Origin of the sequence: Microbacterium zouquanmingi (assembly GCF_052266675.1) — a bacterium.
Classification (GTDB): domain Bacteria; phylum Actinomycetota; class Actinomycetes; order Actinomycetales; family Microbacteriaceae; genus Microbacterium.
This window is the reverse complement of sequence record NZ_JBQPRA010000004.1, coordinates 339,328-358,082: the sequence shown is the minus strand read 5'-3', so window position 1 is coordinate 358,082 and position 18,755 is coordinate 339,328. Positions and strand designations below refer to the sequence as shown.

At 64.4% G+C, this 18,755-nt stretch carries 29 protein-coding genes and 1 tRNA gene; 3 read left to right on the top strand and 27 right to left on the bottom strand.

Annotated features, from left to right (window positions below; all coding sequences use genetic code 11):
- Positions 1-20: 20 nt before the first annotated feature.
- Together ACTU6V_RS12375 and ACTU6V_RS12370 are read right to left on the bottom strand one after the other, a co-directional pair.
- Positions 21-143 (bottom strand): hypothetical protein, encoded by a 123-nt coding sequence (locus ACTU6V_RS12375; RefSeq protein WP_443475713.1) that lies wholly within the window; start codon positions 141-143, stop codon positions 21-23.
- Positions 144-247: 104 nt separating this feature from the next.
- Positions 248-1,189 (bottom strand): DUF1214 domain-containing protein, encoded by a 942-nt coding sequence (locus ACTU6V_RS12370; protein WP_443468390.1) that lies wholly within the window; start codon positions 1,187-1,189, stop codon positions 248-250.
- Between the two features lie 358 nt (positions 1,190-1,547).
- Here ACTU6V_RS12370 and ACTU6V_RS12365 point away from each other — a divergent pair, with 358 nt between their 5' ends.
- Together ACTU6V_RS12365 and ACTU6V_RS12360 are read left to right on the top strand one after the other, a co-directional pair.
- On the top strand, positions 1,548-2,414 hold the full coding sequence (locus ACTU6V_RS12365) for a tyrosine-type recombinase/integrase (RefSeq protein ID WP_443475712.1): 867 nt from the start codon (positions 1,548-1,550) through the stop codon (positions 2,412-2,414).
- Positions 2,411-2,659: a hypothetical protein gene (locus ACTU6V_RS12360; RefSeq protein ID WP_443475711.1), complete on the top strand. Its 249-nt coding sequence runs from the start codon at positions 2,411-2,413 to the stop codon at positions 2,657-2,659. The genes ACTU6V_RS12365 and ACTU6V_RS12360 overlap by 4 nt, the downstream gene beginning before the upstream one ends.
- Here the strand turns inward: ACTU6V_RS12360 and ACTU6V_RS12355 are convergent.
- The 24 genes from ACTU6V_RS12355 to ACTU6V_RS12240 all read right to left on the bottom strand — a co-directional run bounded on the left by ACTU6V_RS12355 (position 2,609) and on the right by ACTU6V_RS12240 (position 18,309).
- On the bottom strand, positions 2,609-2,839 hold the full coding sequence (locus ACTU6V_RS12355; protein WP_443475710.1) for a hypothetical protein: 231 nt from the start codon (positions 2,837-2,839) through the stop codon (positions 2,609-2,611). The two genes, ACTU6V_RS12360 and ACTU6V_RS12355, sit on opposite strands and share 51 nt — an antisense overlap.
- A gap of 12 nt (positions 2,840-2,851) precedes the next feature.
- The gene (locus ACTU6V_RS12350) at positions 2,852-3,130 is read right to left on the bottom strand and encodes a hypothetical protein (RefSeq protein ID WP_443475709.1); all 279 of its coding nucleotides are present in this window, start codon (positions 3,128-3,130) and stop codon (positions 2,852-2,854) included.
- Positions 3,127-3,861: a M23 family metallopeptidase gene (locus ACTU6V_RS12345; protein ID WP_443475708.1), complete on the bottom strand. Its 735-nt coding sequence runs from the start codon at positions 3,859-3,861 to the stop codon at positions 3,127-3,129. The genes ACTU6V_RS12350 and ACTU6V_RS12345 overlap by 4 nt, the downstream gene beginning before the upstream one ends.
- A complete protein-coding gene (locus tag ACTU6V_RS12340) occupies positions 3,858-4,673 on the bottom strand; it encodes a hypothetical protein (protein ID WP_443475707.1) in 816 nt (271 codons plus the stop codon). The genes ACTU6V_RS12345 and ACTU6V_RS12340 overlap by 4 nt, the downstream gene beginning before the upstream one ends.
- 13 nt (positions 4,674-4,686) lie before the next feature.
- Positions 4,687-6,372 carry a hypothetical protein gene (locus ACTU6V_RS12335; RefSeq protein WP_443475706.1) on the bottom strand — a complete coding sequence of 562 codons (1,686 nt, stop codon included), beginning with the start codon at positions 6,370-6,372 and terminating at the stop codon, positions 4,687-4,689.
- Positions 6,369-6,725: a hypothetical protein gene (locus tag ACTU6V_RS12330; RefSeq protein WP_443475705.1), complete on the bottom strand. Its 357-nt coding sequence runs from the start codon at positions 6,723-6,725 to the stop codon at positions 6,369-6,371. Before ACTU6V_RS12330 ends, ACTU6V_RS12335 begins: the two co-directional genes overlap by 4 nt.
- Positions 6,722-8,140 (bottom strand): hypothetical protein, encoded by a 1,419-nt coding sequence (locus ACTU6V_RS12325; protein ID WP_443475704.1) that lies wholly within the window; start codon positions 8,138-8,140, stop codon positions 6,722-6,724. The genes ACTU6V_RS12330 and ACTU6V_RS12325 overlap by 4 nt, the downstream gene beginning before the upstream one ends.
- Positions 8,137-8,607, bottom strand: coding sequence for a hypothetical protein (locus ACTU6V_RS12320; protein WP_443475703.1), 471 nt, complete (start codon positions 8,605-8,607; stop codon positions 8,137-8,139). Before ACTU6V_RS12320 ends, ACTU6V_RS12325 begins: the two co-directional genes overlap by 4 nt.
- A gap of 13 nt (positions 8,608-8,620) precedes the next feature.
- Positions 8,621-9,031, bottom strand: a complete 411-nt coding sequence (locus tag ACTU6V_RS12315; RefSeq protein ID WP_443475702.1) for a hypothetical protein — start codon at positions 9,029-9,031, stop codon at positions 8,621-8,623.
- A 5-nt stretch (positions 9,032-9,036) separates the two neighbouring features.
- Positions 9,037-9,420, bottom strand: coding sequence for a hypothetical protein (locus ACTU6V_RS12310; protein WP_443475701.1), 384 nt, complete (start codon positions 9,418-9,420; stop codon positions 9,037-9,039).
- On the bottom strand, positions 9,410-9,748 hold the full coding sequence (locus tag ACTU6V_RS12305; protein ID WP_443475700.1) for a hypothetical protein: 339 nt from the start codon (positions 9,746-9,748) through the stop codon (positions 9,410-9,412). Before ACTU6V_RS12305 ends, ACTU6V_RS12310 begins: the two co-directional genes overlap by 11 nt.
- Before the next feature lie 19 nt (positions 9,749-9,767).
- On the bottom strand, positions 9,768-10,157 hold the full coding sequence (locus tag ACTU6V_RS12300; RefSeq protein ID WP_443475699.1) for a hypothetical protein: 390 nt from the start codon (positions 10,155-10,157) through the stop codon (positions 9,768-9,770).
- A 1-nt stretch (position 10,158) separates the two neighbouring features.
- Positions 10,159-11,811: a hypothetical protein gene (locus ACTU6V_RS12295; protein WP_443475698.1), complete on the bottom strand. Its 1,653-nt coding sequence runs from the start codon at positions 11,809-11,811 to the stop codon at positions 10,159-10,161.
- A gap of 2 nt (positions 11,812-11,813) precedes the next feature.
- Positions 11,814-12,881 (bottom strand): hypothetical protein, encoded by a 1,068-nt coding sequence (locus ACTU6V_RS12290; protein WP_443475697.1) that lies wholly within the window; start codon positions 12,879-12,881, stop codon positions 11,814-11,816.
- A 36-nt stretch (positions 12,882-12,917) separates the two neighbouring features.
- Positions 12,918-13,112 carry a hypothetical protein gene (locus ACTU6V_RS12285; protein ID WP_443475696.1) on the bottom strand — a complete coding sequence of 65 codons (195 nt, stop codon included), beginning with the start codon at positions 13,110-13,112 and terminating at the stop codon, positions 12,918-12,920.
- A gap of 8 nt (positions 13,113-13,120) precedes the next feature.
- Positions 13,121-14,740, bottom strand: coding sequence for a hypothetical protein (locus ACTU6V_RS12280; RefSeq protein WP_443475695.1), 1,620 nt, complete (start codon positions 14,738-14,740; stop codon positions 13,121-13,123).
- Between the two features lie 79 nt (positions 14,741-14,819).
- Positions 14,820-15,134 (bottom strand): hypothetical protein, encoded by a 315-nt coding sequence (locus tag ACTU6V_RS12275; protein WP_443475694.1) that lies wholly within the window; start codon positions 15,132-15,134, stop codon positions 14,820-14,822.
- Between the two features lie 259 nt (positions 15,135-15,393).
- Positions 15,394-16,698: a DNA primase family protein gene (locus tag ACTU6V_RS12270; protein WP_443475693.1), complete on the bottom strand. Its 1,305-nt coding sequence runs from the start codon at positions 16,696-16,698 to the stop codon at positions 15,394-15,396.
- A 127-nt stretch (positions 16,699-16,825) separates the two neighbouring features.
- Positions 16,826-16,978: a hypothetical protein gene (locus ACTU6V_RS12265; RefSeq protein WP_443475692.1), complete on the bottom strand. Its 153-nt coding sequence runs from the start codon at positions 16,976-16,978 to the stop codon at positions 16,826-16,828.
- 248 nt (positions 16,979-17,226) lie between these two features.
- Positions 17,227-17,565, bottom strand: coding sequence for a hypothetical protein (locus ACTU6V_RS12260; protein ID WP_443475691.1), 339 nt, complete (start codon positions 17,563-17,565; stop codon positions 17,227-17,229).
- Positions 17,558-17,686 carry a hypothetical protein gene (locus ACTU6V_RS12255; RefSeq protein WP_443475690.1) on the bottom strand — a complete coding sequence of 43 codons (129 nt, stop codon included), beginning with the start codon at positions 17,684-17,686 and terminating at the stop codon, positions 17,558-17,560. The genes ACTU6V_RS12260 and ACTU6V_RS12255 overlap by 8 nt, the downstream gene beginning before the upstream one ends.
- The gene (locus ACTU6V_RS12250; RefSeq protein ID WP_443475689.1) at positions 17,683-17,919 is read right to left on the bottom strand and encodes a hypothetical protein; all 237 of its coding nucleotides are present in this window, start codon (positions 17,917-17,919) and stop codon (positions 17,683-17,685) included. Before ACTU6V_RS12250 ends, ACTU6V_RS12255 begins: the two co-directional genes overlap by 4 nt.
- Entirely contained in the window at positions 17,892-18,110 is a 219-nt protein-coding gene (locus tag ACTU6V_RS12245; protein ID WP_443475688.1) for a hypothetical protein, read from the bottom strand. The genes ACTU6V_RS12250 and ACTU6V_RS12245 overlap by 28 nt, the downstream gene beginning before the upstream one ends.
- The gene (locus tag ACTU6V_RS12240) at positions 18,100-18,309 is read right to left on the bottom strand and encodes a helix-turn-helix domain-containing protein (protein WP_443475687.1); all 210 of its coding nucleotides are present in this window, start codon (positions 18,307-18,309) and stop codon (positions 18,100-18,102) included. Before ACTU6V_RS12240 ends, ACTU6V_RS12245 begins: the two co-directional genes overlap by 11 nt.
- A gap of 90 nt (positions 18,310-18,399) precedes the next feature.
- Between ACTU6V_RS12240 and ACTU6V_RS12235 the strand changes: the two genes are divergently transcribed.
- Positions 18,400-18,696 carry a helix-turn-helix domain-containing protein gene (locus ACTU6V_RS12235; RefSeq protein WP_443475734.1) on the top strand — a complete coding sequence of 99 codons (297 nt, stop codon included), beginning with the start codon at positions 18,400-18,402 and terminating at the stop codon, positions 18,694-18,696.
- On the opposite strand, the gene ACTU6V_RS12230 is transcribed toward ACTU6V_RS12235, so the two are convergent.
- Positions 18,656-18,728, bottom strand: a tRNA-Val gene (locus ACTU6V_RS12230). The genes ACTU6V_RS12235 and ACTU6V_RS12230 overlap by 41 nt on opposite strands.
- Positions 18,729-18,755: the final 27 nt, after the last annotated feature.

Genomic DNA, 18,755 nt, shown 5'->3' with positions numbered 1-18,755 from the left:
AACCGCAACCGGGATCGACCTCAGACCAACATCCCGAGGCCCTTGCCGATCACGTTGAACCCGATGACGACGAGCAGCACGGTCATGATGACCGCGTTGTTGTCCGTCAGCCACGAACGGATCCCGTTGAGCGCCTGCAGCACCGACCGACGCCCGCATCCGGTTCATTGCCTTCGAAGGTGACGATGAAGAGCTCGATGGCGCCGAACTTGAGTGCCCCCGGCGTCCGACGCGGCGGTCACCGGATTCAGCCGATGGTCGGGAACGTCCACGAGCCGTCGAGGATCTCAGGTCGCGGTCGGTACAGGCGGACGAGGTAGTTCCATCCCTCGCTCAACGGGAGGGCGTTCGGCGCGGACGGGTCGCCTCCGAAGCGGACGGTGATGCTGCCGTCATCGTCTCGGAATCCCGTGACGTTGTTGACGCTGTACCGGCCCGCGTCGTTGTGCGCGAAGTAGCCGTCGGCGTTGTACAGGGAGATCGACCAGAATCCGTCGACGGGCACCTCACCGACCGACAGTGTGTACTCGCTGACAGCGAGCCCCGGCTCGACATTCACGTAGAACGCCTCCTGCTCGGGCAGCCCACCCCACCCGGATGCCGTTCCCAGCAGGTGGCGGATCGGATCGACCGCGTCCGCACGCCCGAAGGCCCGATCGAAGTCGGGCATCCCTTTCGCCAGTGTGAGCACGGCGTCACGCGTCTGGGCGAAGGATTCGGCGTCGTACTCGAGAGCGGGAAGTTCGCGCCCGGCGACGGAGGACAGCGCCAGCTGGGCCTGCAGTGCGTTGACGATCGCGACGTCGTTCTCGTCCTCCGAGTCGACAAGGATGCGCACGGCCGCGAGCACGAACTCGGAGCCCAGCTCTTCCGCCGTGAGACGGTGTTCACCGGGCTCATGGAGCACACGGTTGATGAAGTGGTCCTCGTTGACGAGCATCACCGACAGATATCGGCCGCCGGTGTCGGGCACCGTGATTGTCGCGCCTTGGGATACGTCGATGATGGCAGCGCTGTAGAGGGTGTCCCGGTTCATGCGGATCACGGTCTGCTGGTCGATGGGAGTCGGGACCCGGTAGTGGTTCCAGCGGTTGGCGCCGCCTGCGCTCGCGCTGATCGCCGTGAACATTCGAAGCGTCTCGATGCGCGCGAAGTTCAGGAATGTGACGACGGTGGAGTTGTCGGTCATGGGAGGCCCTTCGATTCTGGGATGCTGTTCAATCATCGTCTGTGCATGCCGAGGACGACCCCGGCTTTGAGATCGGAGCCCATCGTGCGCCGGTCTGTCCATACTCGCGCGTAACACGCTGGAGATGCGGAGTCCATGACCGATTTCATCCGGAACACATGAGCCGACGGAGCGGACCGCCCAGAATGCGAGCCGCGCACGTCCCGTGAAGCCCCGACTGCTTGGTGGGCCCTACCGGGATCGAACCGATGACATCCACGGTGGAAACACGACGGTTGGCACCCGTTATCCAACTCCACCGCGCGTCATGACGGGTGCAGCGTATGCGCGTGCTAGACGCGCGTGGGCACTATCGGACATGGATACTTACCTGCTCGATCAGTTCGCCGCGTACCAGCGTGCGAAGAACCTCTCAGAGAACACCATCCGCAATCGCCGGAGCATCCTCAGCGGCCTCAGCACCGCTGTCGGCTCCCCGTTCGCGGAGATGACCCTAGGAGACCTTCGACTACGGATCGGACGTCCTGACATCGCGGCAGGCTCGCGGCGTACGGAACGTGGCGCGATGATCGCATTCTTTACGTTCCTCTGCGAGGACGGCATCCGGACGGACAATCCCGCTGCGCGGCTCGCGCCCGTCGAGGCGCCGAAGGGTGAGCCGCGTCCGTTCACGCGGGAGCAGGTGGATGCGATGCTCACCAGTGGCGCGTACAAGCGCACCCGCGCGATGATCCTCGTCGGGTATTACCAGGGTTTCCGGGTCTCATCGATCGCCCGCGTCCACGGCCATGACGTCGATCTGACGGCGATGACGATTCGCACGGTTGGGAAGGGTGGGAAGGTGCGCACCCTGCCGCTGCATCCGGTCATCGCGGATCTCGCGAAACATATGCCGCCGGATACATGGTGGTTTCCCGCCCGGAAGGGTGCATCTGGACATATTCGGGGTGCGGCCGTGACGAACCTCATCACGCGTGCGAAGAAGCGCGCCGGGATCCGCGATCCCGATTTGACCCCGCACTCGCTGCGGCACGCGTTCGGCACCGACCTCGTGGAGGAAGGCGTGGATATCCGTGTCGTGAAGGAACTCATGATGCACGAGTCTCTCGCGACGACGCAGATCTACACTGGCGTGAGTGCGCGGCGCAAGCAGGAAGGCATCCGCACGTTGCCCGCGCGGGAGATCCCCCGGCAGTCCGGGCGTGGCGCTAGGATCGCGGCATGAAGCCAACAAACGCCGAGATCGGCGCGTGGATCACTTTCGCCGGTGGAGCTGTCATCTACTTCATCGCCCTCGTCGTGGCGGGGAACGCCACCTACAGCGAAGACACTGTGTCGGCGGCAGGATGGATGACGTTCGGCGGGATGATCGCGGGACTCGGTTTCGTCCCCGCGATCATCCTTACCGGAGGCCGGCAGCTACTTCGGAGTGTTCACGCCAGCGAGCGCGAGGCCACCGACGGCGAGTAGCGCGGCGGCGATGTTGAGCACGTGCGTGCCCACATCGACGGTGAAGACACCGAGCAGCACGAGCAGCGGGACAGCGGCGGCGATGATGCCGTAAACCCATGCGCGGATCGCCGGAGACGGCACCCATCGGTTCGGTGTCTCGTTCGCGCGTGCCTCGGCGCGGGTGCGTGGAGTGGTCATGGTGATGTCCTTTCAGAGTGGTTGGATCATGTTGTAGAGGACGGCAGCGGCGCTGATGATGAGCGCGAATATGCCGGTGACGCGGCCCCAGCGTGCGCTGTTGTCCTCTTCGAGATCGGCGAGGCGCTCGTCGTGGCGGGCGAGGGTCTTGCCCTTGTCGTCGAGGCGTGAGCCGTGCTGTGTGATGGTGTTCTCGTGCTGGTCGAGACGCTGGTCATGGCGTGCGAGCGTCGCGGTCAGCATGCCCTCTATGCGTGCCACGATGATTCGGAGGTCCGTCTCTTCGCTCATCCCAGCGCCTTGATCATCTCGGCAGTCTTCGCGGCGGCAGCGTCTGTGGAGAGACCGCCGAGCTGCCAGACGAGGTTGACCTCGGTCGTCAGAAGGTTGTCGTCGTCGTACGCGGCATATGGGATGTGACCGCGCGTGATCATGTCTTGCACCCAGCCTGCGGGCACGGAGGTCGCGGCTTGGCCGTTGTGGATGACGCGGTATCCGGCGGCGCGATAGAACGGTCCGTCGATGATGCGGAGTGACATGGGGTCTCCTAACAGGTCGATAGTGCGGGGTGAGGCGTGCTGCATGAGATCGATCGTGAACGGAATGCCACCCTTGCGATACCCGTACAGGTGGTCGTGAGTGGGCCAGAGCGTGGCGTGGACGTGCGCGCCGCCCGTCTCGGCGACGTTCCACGACCAGTCCTCCTCGCCGTACCCGGACGCCCCGGAGAGGGCGAACACTCGGCCTTGTTCAACGCGGCCGGAGGTGAGGAGATTCTGTGAGTGGTGCATCGTCCGGAATGACATGCCGTTGTCGAAGTTGATGCCGACCCATCGGCCCGTGTCCGGGGCGATGCTGTTCCCGGAGCCGTAGATGTACCCGTCTGCCGGGGCGACGATCGGCGTCCCAATCGGAACGTAGAAGTCGGTACCCGGTTCCTTCGACGGTGTACCCCGCTCTTGATGAGCTTGCCAAGACGAGATGCCCGTGTATCCCTCGACAGGGAGTATCAGCCCACTCATGATGCCTCCAGCGCGTCGACTCGTGCACGCAGCGCGACGAGCTCAGTGTGTAGCTGCGCGTTCTGCGCCATGATGAGCGCGATGAAGTCAATAGACTCGGGGACCGGATTACCGTCCGCGTCGAGCGCAGGCCGCGTCGTGGTGTCGGCGTTCTCGTCGAGCACGGGTGCCGTCTGGTAGATCACGAACGGCTGCTGGTCGGGGTTCTCCGCGAGCCGCTCGGCGATGTATCCGTATTTCCACGAGCCGTCGCCCTGACGCATCTGGTACTTCACGAGGTTGGGCCAGATGTCGCCGAGCGTTGCCGGGTCGATCTCGCTGATGTACTTCTTGTACCGCTCAGACGATGCACCACGCGAGACGCGGCCGTCGCTGTTGATGTAGGCGACGGTATAGCCGTCTGTCGCTGCGACCGAGTTCGGCACGTAGATGTGCCCTGTGACTGTGCCGCCGGAGAGTGGCAGGTAGGAGCCGCCGCTGATATCGGACAGGTTCGCGAGGTTCACGGCGCCGACGTAACCAGGGATCTCGTACTGCAGGCGTGCACCGTTCCAGCCGAGTGAGGGTGTCGTGTTCGGTGCGGTCGCGCCGGAGTTCGCCCAGACGCCGAGCGCGGCCCGCGCCTCGGCTACAGTTGTCTTGCCGGTGCCGCCTCGGTTGATCGGGAGAGGCCAGAGCGCGGCGATCTTGGACGCGAGGCGCTGCACGATGTAGTCGCGGGTCTTGTTGATCTCGGTATCGATCGTGTTCGCGAGCGCGGTGCCCGGTACGAGATCCATGCCGTCTGCGAGTGCGTCGTCTCCAGTAGCCATGAGCGTGTCCTTTCTAGAGTGAGTCGATGGTGCCGACGAGGTCGTCGATGGTGCCGGTGAGCAGGTCGATAGCACCGAACGGGGTGTCTGTTGTGCGTGCCGTGATCGTCATCTCGTCACGGTCGAAGTCGAACCGGACGACGCTTGTCTGTCCGATCTGCGGCGGGGCACCGTCGAGGATCGCTGTGAGCCCTTGTTCGGCCTTCGCCGTCCAGTCCGCGACGGTCGTCACGGTGACCTCGCGTCCGCGTCCCTGTGCCCGCCTCACGGCGTATTGAGCGAAACCGGGGCCGGGGTACGCGGTCGCGAATTCGAAGCGACGCATGAGCGTGTAGTCGGGTGCTTGAGCGTATGTGTCGGTCTGCTGTTGCCGTGTGCCGGAGCGGTCGTCCCACGTGTATACGGCGGCGGCGGCGTCGAACCAGTCGCCGTCACCGCGCGCGATCTTCTCGCTGCCGTTGATGAGGTTCACCGCGTGCCGGACTTCGAGCGCGCCACCTGCGTCATAGCCTTCATCGCGGAGTGTCCATACCCGCTGTTCATCGCACACGAGTCTGCGACCTGCGGCCTGCACGAGTGGCGCGAGGAACGACATGGCGTCTTGTCCGGCGGCCCAGATCAACGCATCCGGGGATGCCGCGTCGATGAGCGTCTTCCTGTTCGAGATCGTCGCGTGCGCGGCCTGCTGCCACGTGTATTCGTACTGTGCCGTGTCCGGGGTGTCGCCGTCGAAGTACAGTCCGTCGGCGGTGAGGTCGCCGGTCGTCTCGGTGAGTCGCCACGCGGTCACGTGCACGTCTTCGGAGCCGCCGAGCTGCGCCGCCCGCACACGCACGCGGATGCTGGCCGTGTTTGGGTAGGCACCGAATGGCTCGGTCACGACCCGGAGCCAGCCGCCCGTCATCGCAGTTGTCACGGCGGGGATGAAGCCGACGATGTTGCCCGCGCCGTCGAAGCACACTGCGTCGAGGATCAGCTGTCGGCCGTCCGCGCCGCGCATGTCAACGGAGAGCACATATTGCTTTCCGCCCGTGATCGAGACCGCCGCCTCGGTGATGAACATTTCCGCGTTGTTGGTGAAGACACCAGCCGCCGACCTGTAGAGCACGTACGACGGCGCACCGGCAGGGCCGCCGGCTAACTGCGAGTAGATCGTGAGGCCGCCTGATGTCCAGGTGCCATGCCAGTCCGTCGTTCCGGTCGCCGCGCGTGGGTTACGGATCAGGTTCGACGAATCAGCCAGTGCGGGCACCGGCACATCTGTCCCTGGCTCGAGCACGGCACCGGGGATCACCGTATCGAGCACGTAACCGACGAGACCAGCGAGCGAGTCCTGATGCTCCAGCGGTGTCGGGTCGCCGACAAGTGGGGCGAAGTCGGCTAGCAGTGCCTCGTCCGACGCGATATCGAGAGCGACCGTCGCGGCTTCCAGGTTCACCGTTCGATCACGCAACGCAAGATCGAACGTGCGCGACTGCACGCCCCAGGGGAACGTCGCATCCACTTCGACGACGATGCGCGGTGCGGGTGACACGCGCGGGTCGAGCGCCTCCAACACGGCCAGCTCCGGGAGTGCGATCGTGAGCGAGCCGGACACGTGCGGACGGCGTCGCGCGTCCAATGTGATCGACCCGGAGACGAAGGACAGCGGCGTACCCGGTGCCAGAATCGCCGTGTAGACGTGCGTGGAGTTCGTCACGACGCCACCTCACGAAACGGTGCCTCAACGATCCACACCTTCCGGGTGGCGTCGTTGAGCGAGATCGTGATGTCACCGTCAGCGATCACGAACGGCATACTGATCGACACGTCCGGATCGTCCAGCGTGAGCACCTGCGGCGTCGCGAGCACCAGGACGGCGGCGTGCGCATCCGCCTCCACCGCGAACACCAACGACATCGTGCCCTTACGGAGTGCCACCGGCCGGAACGTCACATCGTCACTCTCACGCCCAAGGATCGGATGCATGATCGTCCCCGGTGTGCGAGACGCCGCGTACCCGTCCGCGATAGTCGGAGTGATCGTGCCCGTGCTATGCGTGATCGTCGTCATTGCCACTCCAAGTTCGCCACGGTGTTTATCGCAGACTGCACGTCAGCTCGGACCTTGATGTACGCGGTCATATTCGCGATCTCATCGACCGCTGCGCGAGCGGCGGAGAGTGCTTGCCCGGTCGAGACCGACAGCGCGATGTCGCGACCGTTCAGGTGGTCGATCACGCCGTCAGCGTCGCCTTGGAAGGTGTCGAGGTCGGTCGTCGCTTGGCCGGTCTCAGCGCTGACAAAGAACGTCGTGCCGTCCGGCAGCTCGATCATCTTGTTGCCGACGGCGTCAATCGACACACCGGCTTCATCGGCGCTGCTCGCCATGTTGAGATAGAAGTCGGAGATGTTGCGCGCCGCGTCGGCGGCGTTCGCTTGTGCCTCGGCGCTGATGTCGCCGTACTGCTTCCAGCGATCGTTGATCGATTCCAGGTCGGCGAGCTCTTGCGCGGCGGCGGCTTCCTTCGGTCCGCGTCCCTTGGTGCGGATGTCGGCGGAGTCAGTGACCAGCTCGTTCTGCTCTTCAATGAGTTGGTTCGATCGTGCGTTGACGATATTCAGGGACTCCTGGTCTCCCGCCGCTGCGCGGATAAGAACGTTCGCATCCAGACCGAGCTTGTTCGCATCCTCTCGAATCTGGTTGCGTTCCTTCTCCCGCTCGGGGTTGTTGTACAGGTCGCTGATCTCGCCGACGAGAGTCGCCGTTTCGATGTACTCCTTGCCGCCCTCGACTGCCGCCTGCCACGCTTCCGCGAAGTACTCTTTGAGCTTCTGAACGCGCTCGTTCTGCTCTTGGATCTCGGCGGTGACGAGACCGAGCCCGACAGCACCAGCAGCGAGAGCGGCGGCACCAGCGATGCCAGCAGGGCCACTGCCTGCGAGAGTCGCGGCCAGCCCGCCGAGTGTGTCCTGTCCGACCTGCCCGAGGTCGGAGAGGTCACCACGGATGGAAGAGACCGCTTCGCCGAGGTTCTGGCCGACCTCCTGGGTGACTTCCTGCGCACCCTCTTTGAGCTTGCCGAAGCCCTTCCCGCCGATGTCGTCGACCGAGTCTTCGGTCTTCTTCGACTGCTTCTGCACGTCGCGGAGGGAGTCTTCGAGTTTGTCTGCTGCGCGCTCGCCGTCGCGTCCGGTTTCTTTGAACTCGTCACCGATGTCTTCGACTGCACGCTCGGCTTGCCGAGCGGACAGGCCCATCTGACGGAGAGCGTCTTTGATGTCGTCGTCGCTCTTCCCGGCCTTGCGGGATGCGTCGACGAGCTTTGAGGCGAAGTCGTCGACCTTGCCGCCGGAGCGGGCGGACTCGGCGGCGACATCGCCGACAGCTTCCTCAAGATCGGAGAGTGACTTCTTGGCGTCGTTCGCGCCCTCAGCAACGCCTTTGGCGTTGAGTAGCATGTCCACTTCCATGCGAGCGCTGCTCATTTGGTGGCCTTCTCTACGGTCTCGTGGATGGTGCGGAGTGCGGTCTGAGCCCACAGCGACGCGATGCGGGGGATCATGTTGACCACCGTCGGGTAAAACACCCAGCCGGTCTTCTTGTAGTGCCAGAACTGTCGCTGCGTGCGGCGGGTGACCTTCCCGCGCCGGGTGGTGTACGTGTTGTATTCCTCGCGGTACGCGCCGAACTCGGTCTCACGCGGGAACATGCCAGCGCGGTTCGATCCGCCGACGAGCTTCACGCCCCGATCGGAGACATACGCGGTCGAGGGGTTCACGAGCCGGGAGAAGAACACTCGCGCCGGAGCCTGCTCGGCGAGCCCCTTCTTGAACTCGGGAACGATGACCGCTTTCGACTGTGCACGGATCTGTTTCGCGACCTCGTTCGGGACCGTGGCCAGCGTCTTGATGAGCGCCGACAGCACGGGGCTGCGGCGAACGTCCAGACGCATGGCCACGCCTCCCTTACACTGCGGGGATCGGGCGCGGCTTGCCCTGCACGCCGAGCGTCACCGAAGAGGTGGCGACGCCATTGACCTGGCCGCCGATCGAACCGGGGGCGATGAAGACATCGATCTCCCATCCCAGACCACCGGCGACCGGCTCAAAGGTCATCGTGACCTCTTCGCCCTCATGGTCGAACAGGTAGCGGCTCAGCGAGTTCGCGGTCTCCCAGTCCTGCGCGTAGTCGAGCTGCGCGCCCCATGTCGTCGAGGTCGGGAAGTTGAACGTGGCATCCGGGGTGAGACCGTTCCACGTCACCGATCCAGTGGACGGGGTGATGATGACGCCGGAGACGTGCTTCGCGTAGTCGTCGGTCGCGACTGTCAGCGTGCAATTACGCAGAACGATCGGCTTGACATCGATGGTGGCCATGATGGTTACTCCTCTTCGGGGTTCGTGGTGATGACGTTGATGGACAGCCGCCAGCCGAAGTACGCGTCGAGGAACACGGTCTTCGTGGCGGTGATGCTGTAGAACGGGTGTGCCTGCCAGACCGCCGCATACAGATCGGCAACAAGCTCGTCGGCCTCGGTCTCGCCCTTGCGGAGATCCGTCTTCGAGGTCACGATGCAGAGGTCTGCCGACACCTGGAGCTTCGACACCGGGGCGGCGGGCAACGGTTCAAACGCGGTGTACTCAATCCACAGCACCGGCTTGGAAAGCGTGCCCAGCGTCGGCACGCCCGGCTCGACCTTCCACGTCGCGGGAAGGTGCGGGGCGAGCTGCGCGGCGATGAACTCGCGTACCGTCTCAGAGGACATGAGGTTTCCCGTCGATCGGGCGGATGATGCCCTTGATGGTCTTGTCGAGCGGGCGCGGCGTGTACGAGTACTGGTCCACGCCGACATCCCCGGAACTGGTCACCGTGCCGGCGTTCCACAGGTTCGTGGCCTGCTGGAGTTGCGCATACACCCAACGGTTCGGGATCGGCGCGTCCTCGGCGAGTTCGGGAGCGTAGGCGATGACCTGTTCCTGCGCGGTCTCAAGAATGAAACCGAGCACCTCCATGTTCTCGACCGGTGCGTCCTCCCACGCTGCGCGTAGTCGATCAACCTCAGCCGGAGGGGTGGTGGTGTACCAGGTGGCCATTTCCTACGCTCCCGTGTCCTTATGCCTTGAGTGCGGTGATGATCGCGTTGATCGCGGCCTTGTTGGCGTTCGCGAGAGTGACGAGAACGTCGTACTCAGCCTTCGTGACCGGATCAGCAGCAGCCGGGGCACCGTTCGCCGCCGAGACGGCAGCGAGAGCGGCGACCTGTGTCTTCGCTTTCAGTGCGGTCGCGACCTCGGCCGAGGTCGGCGTGTAGTTCCCGGCCTTGGCGGTCGTGGCGGTCGTGCCAACGGTCGGCACGAACGTCGCCGGTTTGCCGGTGACATCGGCCCATGCGACAGTGGAACCGCCGCCGGCCGGGTCAGTACCGACCACCGTGAGCTCCTGCGGCGGGTACAGCGCGTCGTAGTCTTCCGGGGCGACGTACTCGATCTTGACGGCGCGCATCTCAGGCCTCGGTGCCGACTGTGATGAACGACTCCGGGCGGACAACGAACGTCTCCAGGTAGCCGATAATGGCCTTGTCCATGCCGCCGTGTGCGATGTCGTACGCGTCGATCTGGATCGGCGTTGTGCCCTGCTCGCGGAACTCCATGCCACGAGCAGCGCCAGCCGAGACTGCCGGATCGGTGGCAGTGAGGCCGACGAACGCGGATGCCGGTGCCTTGCGCACGTGCACCTTGCCGTCTGCCGTGCCAACGCCGCCGGTCGCGAAGTCGAAGGTCACGAACTCGGGGACGAGATCCTTCGGCGTCATGATGAGCTGACGCCACGCGACGGGGTTGACGAGTGCGAAGGTGGGGTCGTCGTCCGCGTCCTGCACGCCCTCGATCGCGTCGATGAGCATTCCCATCGCGGTGGGGTACTCGGCAGCGTAGGTGCCGGGTGCGACGAGGTTCGCGAGCGCGACCGTCATGATGTCCGCAAGTGCGTCCTTGTCGGTGATCTCGCCATACGAGTCGGTGACACCTTCGAAGAACGTCTGAAGCACTTCGGCACCGCCTTCCAGGTGCGTCCACTCGAGCGCGACATCCGCGCCGTACCCGTACTTGCGGAGGCTGGAGTCCTGCGTGGCGGTCGACGCGGTGCCGGTGGGAAGCTCGGCCTTGTTGCCAGCCCAGTGCTGAACCAGCGCGGTTCCCTGGTCGAGTGTGAAGCCCTTGCGTCCGCCGAGCTGGATGCCGCCGTAGAGGTGCGTAACCAGGTCGATGTACTTGCGGGTGTATCGCTTGCCCTGCCAGAGCTTGCCGACCCATGCGGGCTGCAGCACGCCGTCGGCGGCGAGAGCACCAGCACCAGTGGGAACGATGTCGGCGAGAGCGGCGAGGAACTCTTCAGAGTCGACTGCCTGCCCCTTGATGGAGCGCTTCACCTCGGCCATTGCCGAGAAGACTGCGCGGACATCAACGTCGGTGGACGCGGGTGCCACGGGTGCGGATGCGAGCAGCGTCGCCGGAACGGCGCGCTGCTCGACGGGTGCGGTTGCGGAAGCGTTCATGCTCTCCGGCTCCTGTTCTGTGTTGTCCTCAGCCGGGGCGGCTTCGGGGGTATAGGTTCGCGTGTCGCCAGCGGCGGACACGGTGACATCTTCGGGAAGGATCTCGGCGGCGATGACGAGGTGCTCGGGGTCGCCCTCGACCTCTACGTCCTGATCTGCGGCGATCTCGGAGATTGAGCCGTCTGCGATCGAGAACATTGCGGCGGATGCGAACGCACCTTCGTTGACGACGGCCGCGCCGGTCAGCTTGGAGCGGAGAGCGTTCGCACCCTGCCGGACGATTCCGGCCACTTCGGCAGACAGCTTCTTGAGCGGGGATGCAAGATACTCGTCGCCCTCGTCTGTGTCCGCGATCTCGAACTCTGCCTCGACGCCACGTGCCGTCTTCTCGAGCACCGTCGCCCGTCCGATCGGGTTGAACCGGTCGTGCTCGACGTTCAGCGTGACGACAGATGGATCGCGTGGGAGAGCAACAGAGTCGGCGGAGAACATGATCGGCTCGTTGCCGGTCGCGTTCGGTCGGGAGAGCTCCCCGAACGGAAGGAGAAGTCCACGCAGACGGCGCGTGTTCTCGATGCGCTGGAACATTCCTGCTTCGGTCATGGTCAGTCCTCGCTCAGAGTCGGTGTGGTCGGGGTCGGCGCGGTCAGGTAGTCCGCACGGTCGAGGCGGAGGGACAGCCCAGAAGGGCATACGTCGTCGAGCGAGAGGCGTGCCTCGATCGCATCGGCGAACTTCGCGAGACCGAAATCCCACAATTCGTTGCGCTGCTCACCGTTGGCTTCCGTCGAGTAGTGGATATCGCCACCGCCTGACTGCTTGGATCCTTCGAGCAGGGCAGCAGGGATGCCCGCGTGGTTGGCGATGTCGAGCCGGTTGGCGTTTCGTCCGGACTCGAACAGGTCGGCGGGGAGAGCGCCGGGCATGTCCACGCTCACGAAGTCAGGCTTCATCGCCGTCGCACCATTCGACGATGCGCGGCCCTTGATCCACATCTGCCGGAACTCTTCACGCTCGACCTTCGACCATCCACGCCATTCGTCCGAGCTGACGGTGAGGATCGTCTGCGCGATCGGGTTGTCGATCCGGTCGCGATAGGCGAAGCCGATAGCGCGCGCATCACGCAGGGCGTCGATGCCGTCGACCATCAGACCGTTCGATCCGTATCCGAGCGGGATCGCGACGACGCGCTGACGGTAACGCGCCGCGACAGCAGGGTTCACATCGATCTCGCCCGTCGCGGGGTCCATCTTCCACCAGCCGAACGGGATGTGCAGTGCGTCGACGGGGTACTTGTCCTCGCCGAGCGCGAAGCCGATGACCGCCCAGCCGTGCATGAACAGGTCGCCGACGACGCCGTAGCGCAGGCTGCGCGGCGAAACACCTGACTGAGAGTTCACCAACCATCCCGGCTGCGTGGCTGTCTCGCCGTTCACGTCGAACTGTCGCCACGGCATCCGGGCGAGCACACCGCACACGATCTCGTAGGAACGCTTGACTGGTCCGATACGGAGAGCGGTCTGATCGGTCAGCGTCCTCGTCGTGTCGTGCTCGGGCCACAGCTGCGCGACGGTGATCTCCTGCAACGAGTCCTGCGGGCTGAACGGTGACACCGGAAGAACCGGCGTCATGCTGACAGCCGGTCCACCGGTCAGGAATTTCCACAAGCCCATGTGATGAGAATCGGGTGGGCTGCCAACACCTGAAAATCAGACGGCGCGTCGGGTACGCTTCCGGAGCGTTGAGAGCGCGTCACGTGCCTGCGTCACGGACGGGTGCGCACGTGCTTCGTGGTCGGCCGCACGCTCCCACGCCTCCAGCCTTGTGAACGCCATGACGTGCCAGATCCCGCAGGACTGGCAGACGACGACGATGGACTCGCGAGTGACATCGAGATAGATCATCAGGGCTCCTAGAAGTCGAACACGTCGGCGGGCTTGACAGTGCGTGGTGCATCGTCGAGGAATCGAAGCGCGAGCGCCGCCGCTTCGAGCGGGGACACATCGGCCTCGGGATCAGCATCCGGTGGACCGAACCGGAACGTGCCGTAGTTGCCGAACTTCTGCCGCTTCGCGACCGACGCCGCGCGCGCGAGCTCGGGGTGCGCGAAGATCACTAGCTCGTCGTCTTCGAGCGCCTTGAGGAAACCGACCGTCGAGCCGGGGATATCGGCCGGCACGGTGAAGCGCATCACCGGCTTCGGGTTTGCCTTGGCGATCTTGTTCTCGGCGATCTCCTCGGTGTACCCGCGCTTGTCATACCAGAGCGTCGTGGGCGAGCGCCGAAGACGGAGCAGCACCTCGCGTTCCAAATTCGTTGTGCCCTGCTGATGCCACCACAGCGCGACCGCCCGCTTGCGTTTCGGGGTGGTCTCCCCCGCGAGCTCGAGCGCGTCAGACACGAGGTCGCCGGGTTCTTCGTACTCCCACGCGATCGCGAGCGATGACGCCAGCCCGAGGTGGTGCACCTTGAGCGCCGCGGCGAACCGCTCGGGCGGCGACGCCGGGAACTCCAGCTTGCGGAGTGCACGCTGTAGTTGCGCGGGCGGGATCGCGACATCCGCCGCGCCCTCGGTGCCGAACTGCCCGCCGTACTCGATCAGGAACTCGTCGAGTGAGAACTTGTTGAACGAGCGCTGCGGGGCGTCGGTGAGCGTCGTGAAGCCGAGCCCAGGGTGCGTCTTCTCCACCCATTCCCGCATCCGGCCACCGGTCGCGCCGGTCTTCGGGTGAGGCATGTCGGGTTCCCACGAGACCAGCTCGGCACGGTCGACCGTCTCGGGGATGCCGTGCCACAGCACCGCCGCGTCCTCGTCATGCAGGTTCTCCCACAGCAACTGTCCGGTGCGCCACAGCTGCCCGGTCCCGGCGAGCACGAACTGTGCACGCACCTTCGTGTCCATCGTCGGGATGACAGCGCGGTTCACGTCCTCGCCCTGCTCGACGTTCGCCTCACCCGCCTCATCCCCGAACGCGAAGTCGAATCCACCCGAGCGGAACATGTCACCGTTCGGAGTGCCGACCAGCAGCAGAGACCCCGTGTCCTTGAACTCCAGCTGCTCGCCGCCCTTGGATAGACCGATCGCGATCGGAGACTTGCGGCGGTCCGGCCAGAGCTTGTCGAGGTGCTTCACGATGTCCTCGCGGAACCGCTGCCCCGCCTTGAATCCGGTGGTGAACATCGTCCACCCGATCGTGTAGTCCTCCCGCGACCAGCACCGCCCCAGCATCACCGCCTGCACCGCCGTCGTCTTCGTCGACCGGCGCGGTTCGAAGATCACGTTCATGAAGACACCGGCGGCGAGCAAGTCCGCGACCATGAGCTGCATCGGTGACGGACCACGCCCGTTGTCTCCCGCCCGCTCCCGCTGATCCAGTCGGAGCAGATGCGCGCCCTGGATGAACTCGCCCCGCGACTGCTCAGTCGTCACGAGATCGCCCATCTTGATCGGCGTGAGGTGCTCGATCCGTGAGCGCCACTCGAGCCAATTCGCCTCAGACCACAGGTCGGCGAGCGTCGGCGTCAGGGTCATTTCATCCTCGTTTTCAGGGGGAACTCTTGCTCTTGGAGCCGAAGGCGGGGGTAGTACTGATTCTCAAAAAAAGACGCGCTCACCACGGTGCGAGCCCTTCGGTCGAGGTGCGTCGCACCGGTCGAGGTCGAGCAGCGCGGCCGTTGGTGATCGCGGCACCGCGTCTGCCGCCTTCGGAGCGGTTGCACCTGCGGCACTCGGGTGCGAGGCGGGTCGGATCGTCGGGGTCGATGTGTCCACAGTCGAAGGGTGCCCCCGGCTCGATGATGCCGATGCACTTCGGACCACGCCGCCAGCAGTACACCTCGACACCGTTACGCCACGAGGCGCGCACCTGCGCACGGAGCACGCGAGCGGCCTTGAGGAACCGAGGGTCTTGATGCTTCGCAGTCATGAGGCACCACCGAGTTCAGGCAGGGTGGACAGGGTGGTCAGGGCAGTAGCCCTACTTCTTTCTCTACTCTTTCTCACGCGAGAGTAAGTAGAGAATGGGTTGACCGCCTTGACCAGCCCGCCCCCCGCCCTGCTTGCAGGGCTGACCAATGCCTTGACCGCGCCTTGACCGACACCTTGACCACACGCCATATCCATTGAATCGCCTGTGTAACGAGGGGTGCGGGGAGTGCGCCGGTCACGGCTTGCCCTGTCCACGGTCAATCCTCATAGGGCAGCAGCACGACGCTGATGCCCTGGTAGCGGACGACACGAGAGGCACCCTCGCGAGGTCGGGAGCGGGTGATGCCGAGCTGCTTCAGACGCTGCCCGAGAGGGCCAGAGGCGAGGGGCGTGTACCCGTTGCGGCGGCACCATCCGGAGTACCGCTTGTACACATCCGCAGACGCACTGGACTCGTCAGGGCCACGCGTGACGGCCTCGTCCTCGTCGAGCCAGGTGATGAACGGGTCGGCCTCGTCGTGCATCCGCGTGGTGGCATCCTGTGCTGCCTCGGGTGCAGCGAACCGTCCACGATCCATAAGCCGACGCAGAGCTTCCATCGCATAGTTGAAGATGCCGGGGATCTCATCGTGCAGCACGGACTCATCGAACAGCGGCCCGCCCTCCTGCTCGACCTTGTTCGGGAACTCGATCACCATCCACCGCCGACGCCACCCATACGAGTTGTCGGAGGTTCGGAAGAAGTCGTTCGCGGCGAAGATCGGCACCGCGTACGGAACGAACTCGAACGCCTGCCCGTGCTTGTACGCGGCGCTGATCGAGTCGCCACCCGTTATCTCTTTCAGGATCTGCGGATCACGGAGGAATGCGCTTGAGAGGTCGCCGGAGATGTTCGCGACTTTGCCGTAGAGCCCCGACGACGCGAACCTATCCTCGACGAGCTGATGCATCGAGACGGACGAGTAGTTGACCTTGCCGAGCATGGCTCGGATCATGCGAAGCAGCGTGCCCTTGCCGTCGCCACCGCCTCCGAAGAGCAGGATGATCTTCTGCAGGGGGTTGCCGGTCATGAGCAGGTAGCCGAGCACCTCCCACATGTGCCGGTGCATCTCGGGATCGTCGCCCAGCACCTGCGCCAGCCACGCCTTGAACTCGTGCGGGATCATGAGCGGGTCATGCACGATCGGCAGCTTGGTGAGCGCGCCGAGCATCTCGTTATGCGGTGTGAGCCGATCCTCGCGCCACCAGTAGACGCCATTCTCCATGACGATGTAGTCGAGGTACCCGCGCGGGAGCTCTGGTAGACCGACCTCGGGAAGATCAACGTTCAGCAGGTGCGCGGTCGCCTGCGACTCGACATTCTTCGTGTACGAGGCACCGAGCGCACCTGCACACCTGCGTGTGACGACCGTCGCGTCACGTACGTACACGCCGTCCTTGTACTCGTACAGGTTGCCGGAGAAGTCGCGGCCGAGCTTCGTCGGCTCGTGCGCGATGTAGTCGGCCAGCAGCGTTGCATCGAACCGCTCGGTTTTTGGATTGAGGAAGGACGGAGCACTCACACGTGCCCCTTGGACCGGACGAGGCCGCACCGGGCGCAAGCGATGCACTGGAGCAGCCGCATCCGGTTATCGATGATGGTCGAGTAGTGATCCACCCGCCACTGATGGATGCCGAACCAGCACGCGCTCACGACTGACCACCAATCTCGCGATTCTCAGAGCCGTCCACCTCGAAGTTGAGGATGCCGTCCTGAGGCGTGTTGTTCTTCGCTTCCTCGAACATGTGAACCAGCGTCCAGATCGGCACCGTTGCGCGGATCGTGATGACCACATCGACCATCGGATCTAACAGCCTCGGGTCAAGCATCGTGTCCACCAATCTCGACGTTCACCACAGTGCACCGTCCATGCCGGCGTACTCGTATCGGGTTGCCGGGATCAGATCGCCGCCGGCGGTTTTCATCTGCGTCCTGATCAGCCGGACGCTCGCGCCACAGTTCGGGCACACGAGCCACTCGCCCAGTTGGGCATAGTGACTCGTCGGCAGATGGGCGTAGCAATGGCACTCGCACGCTGCGGAGGTGCACATCACGCATCACGACTCCCAACCTCGACATCCGGACGGAACGGCACCGCGCACGTCGGCGTGTGCATCGGCACGGGTGCATCGCACGTAGGGCAGAAGTCGTCGTAACGATCGCGCTTGTAGTGCTCCCGAACCTCAGCGATCGTCCCGACGCCGAGCACCTCGGCGCGCAGCAGGTCGAGCACCTGGAGCGTCCGGACAGTGAAGCAGTCCGAGCGCACGAGGCGATCCATCGCGAGATCGACGCCTCGCAAGACGGGATCGAGGGCGATCGGGTCAGACTCGCCGGAGAATCGGAAGTCCGGGTTCATCCTGGCCGTGGGGTCGTCATACTCAGGCATCGTGACTCCGAATCTCGTGGTTAGTGGTGCGCTCGCGGACGGGCTCACCGGCCCAGCAGGCGAGCTTGTACGACACCCAGATGCCGAGGATGAACAGGAAGATCGCGCCGTTGATGATCATGAGTCGGCCTCTTCGGAGAGGGCGAGGGCGAGCTTGCCGAGAACGGTTCGCGCGTCCTGGAGTTGCATCTGAACGACTTCGAAGTCGATGCCCCGGCCACGCGGCTTCTCGGGGAGCAGACCGAGCGCGAACTCCACCGTGCGGATGTTCCCGAGTGCTGCTTGCAGGTCCGACCACATCGACACCGTGCGGTGCGAGGGTCGCTTCACTTCACGCTGTCCGGCCATTGCCATTCCCCGTTCTCGTCGAGTCCTTTGGTTGCCCGACGCCGCATTTCCGCGATCTCGTCGGGCGTGTAGTTCGCGGCCATGTACCAGTGGTCACGGTCGACCGTGAGCCGGTGCACCTCGTCAAGCAGACGCTCACGCTCCGCGACGAGGTAGAGATACGTCTCGTGCGAGATCGCCGGTCGCTCACGAGGCATCCCACGGTTCCCGCGCGATGATCGCCGCTATGTCCTGCTCGGCGTATCGTCGATGACCACCAGTGGGACGGATAGCGCGGATCTCGCCACGGTCAGCGAGACGCGATACGGTGCGGATATCGACACCGAGAGCCGCTGCCGCGACGCCGGGAGTCAGCCAGGTTGCCACCTCGTCATCGAGTTGCTTATTCGTCGTCATGCTTCGGAACACTACACGACAAATAAGCAACTTTGGACATATCGACGCGCTGCGTTGCGCGTTTGTCCGATTTGTCGGATAATCGATGACATGGAGACAACACGGACGCGGAACACGCCGAGTCGAGATATCGACTCAGAGGTCGGTCGACGCGCTCACATGCTCATGTGGGATGCCAAGCGCAAGCAGGGCGAGATCGCCCGCGCGATGGGAATCGGGTCCGACTCCCTCGGACGCAAGCTGAAGGGTGAGCGCGGTTGGGCGATCGCCGAAATCGTCACGCTCGCGGAGGTGCTGAATACCTCGGTTTCATACCTTGTCGGCGAGAGTATCGCCCCGCATCCAGTGGGCCCTGCCGGGATCGAACCGACGACATCCACGGTGTAAACGTGGCGCTCTACCAGCTGAGCTAAAGGCCCTGGTGGATCTATTCTAACGACCTCTCG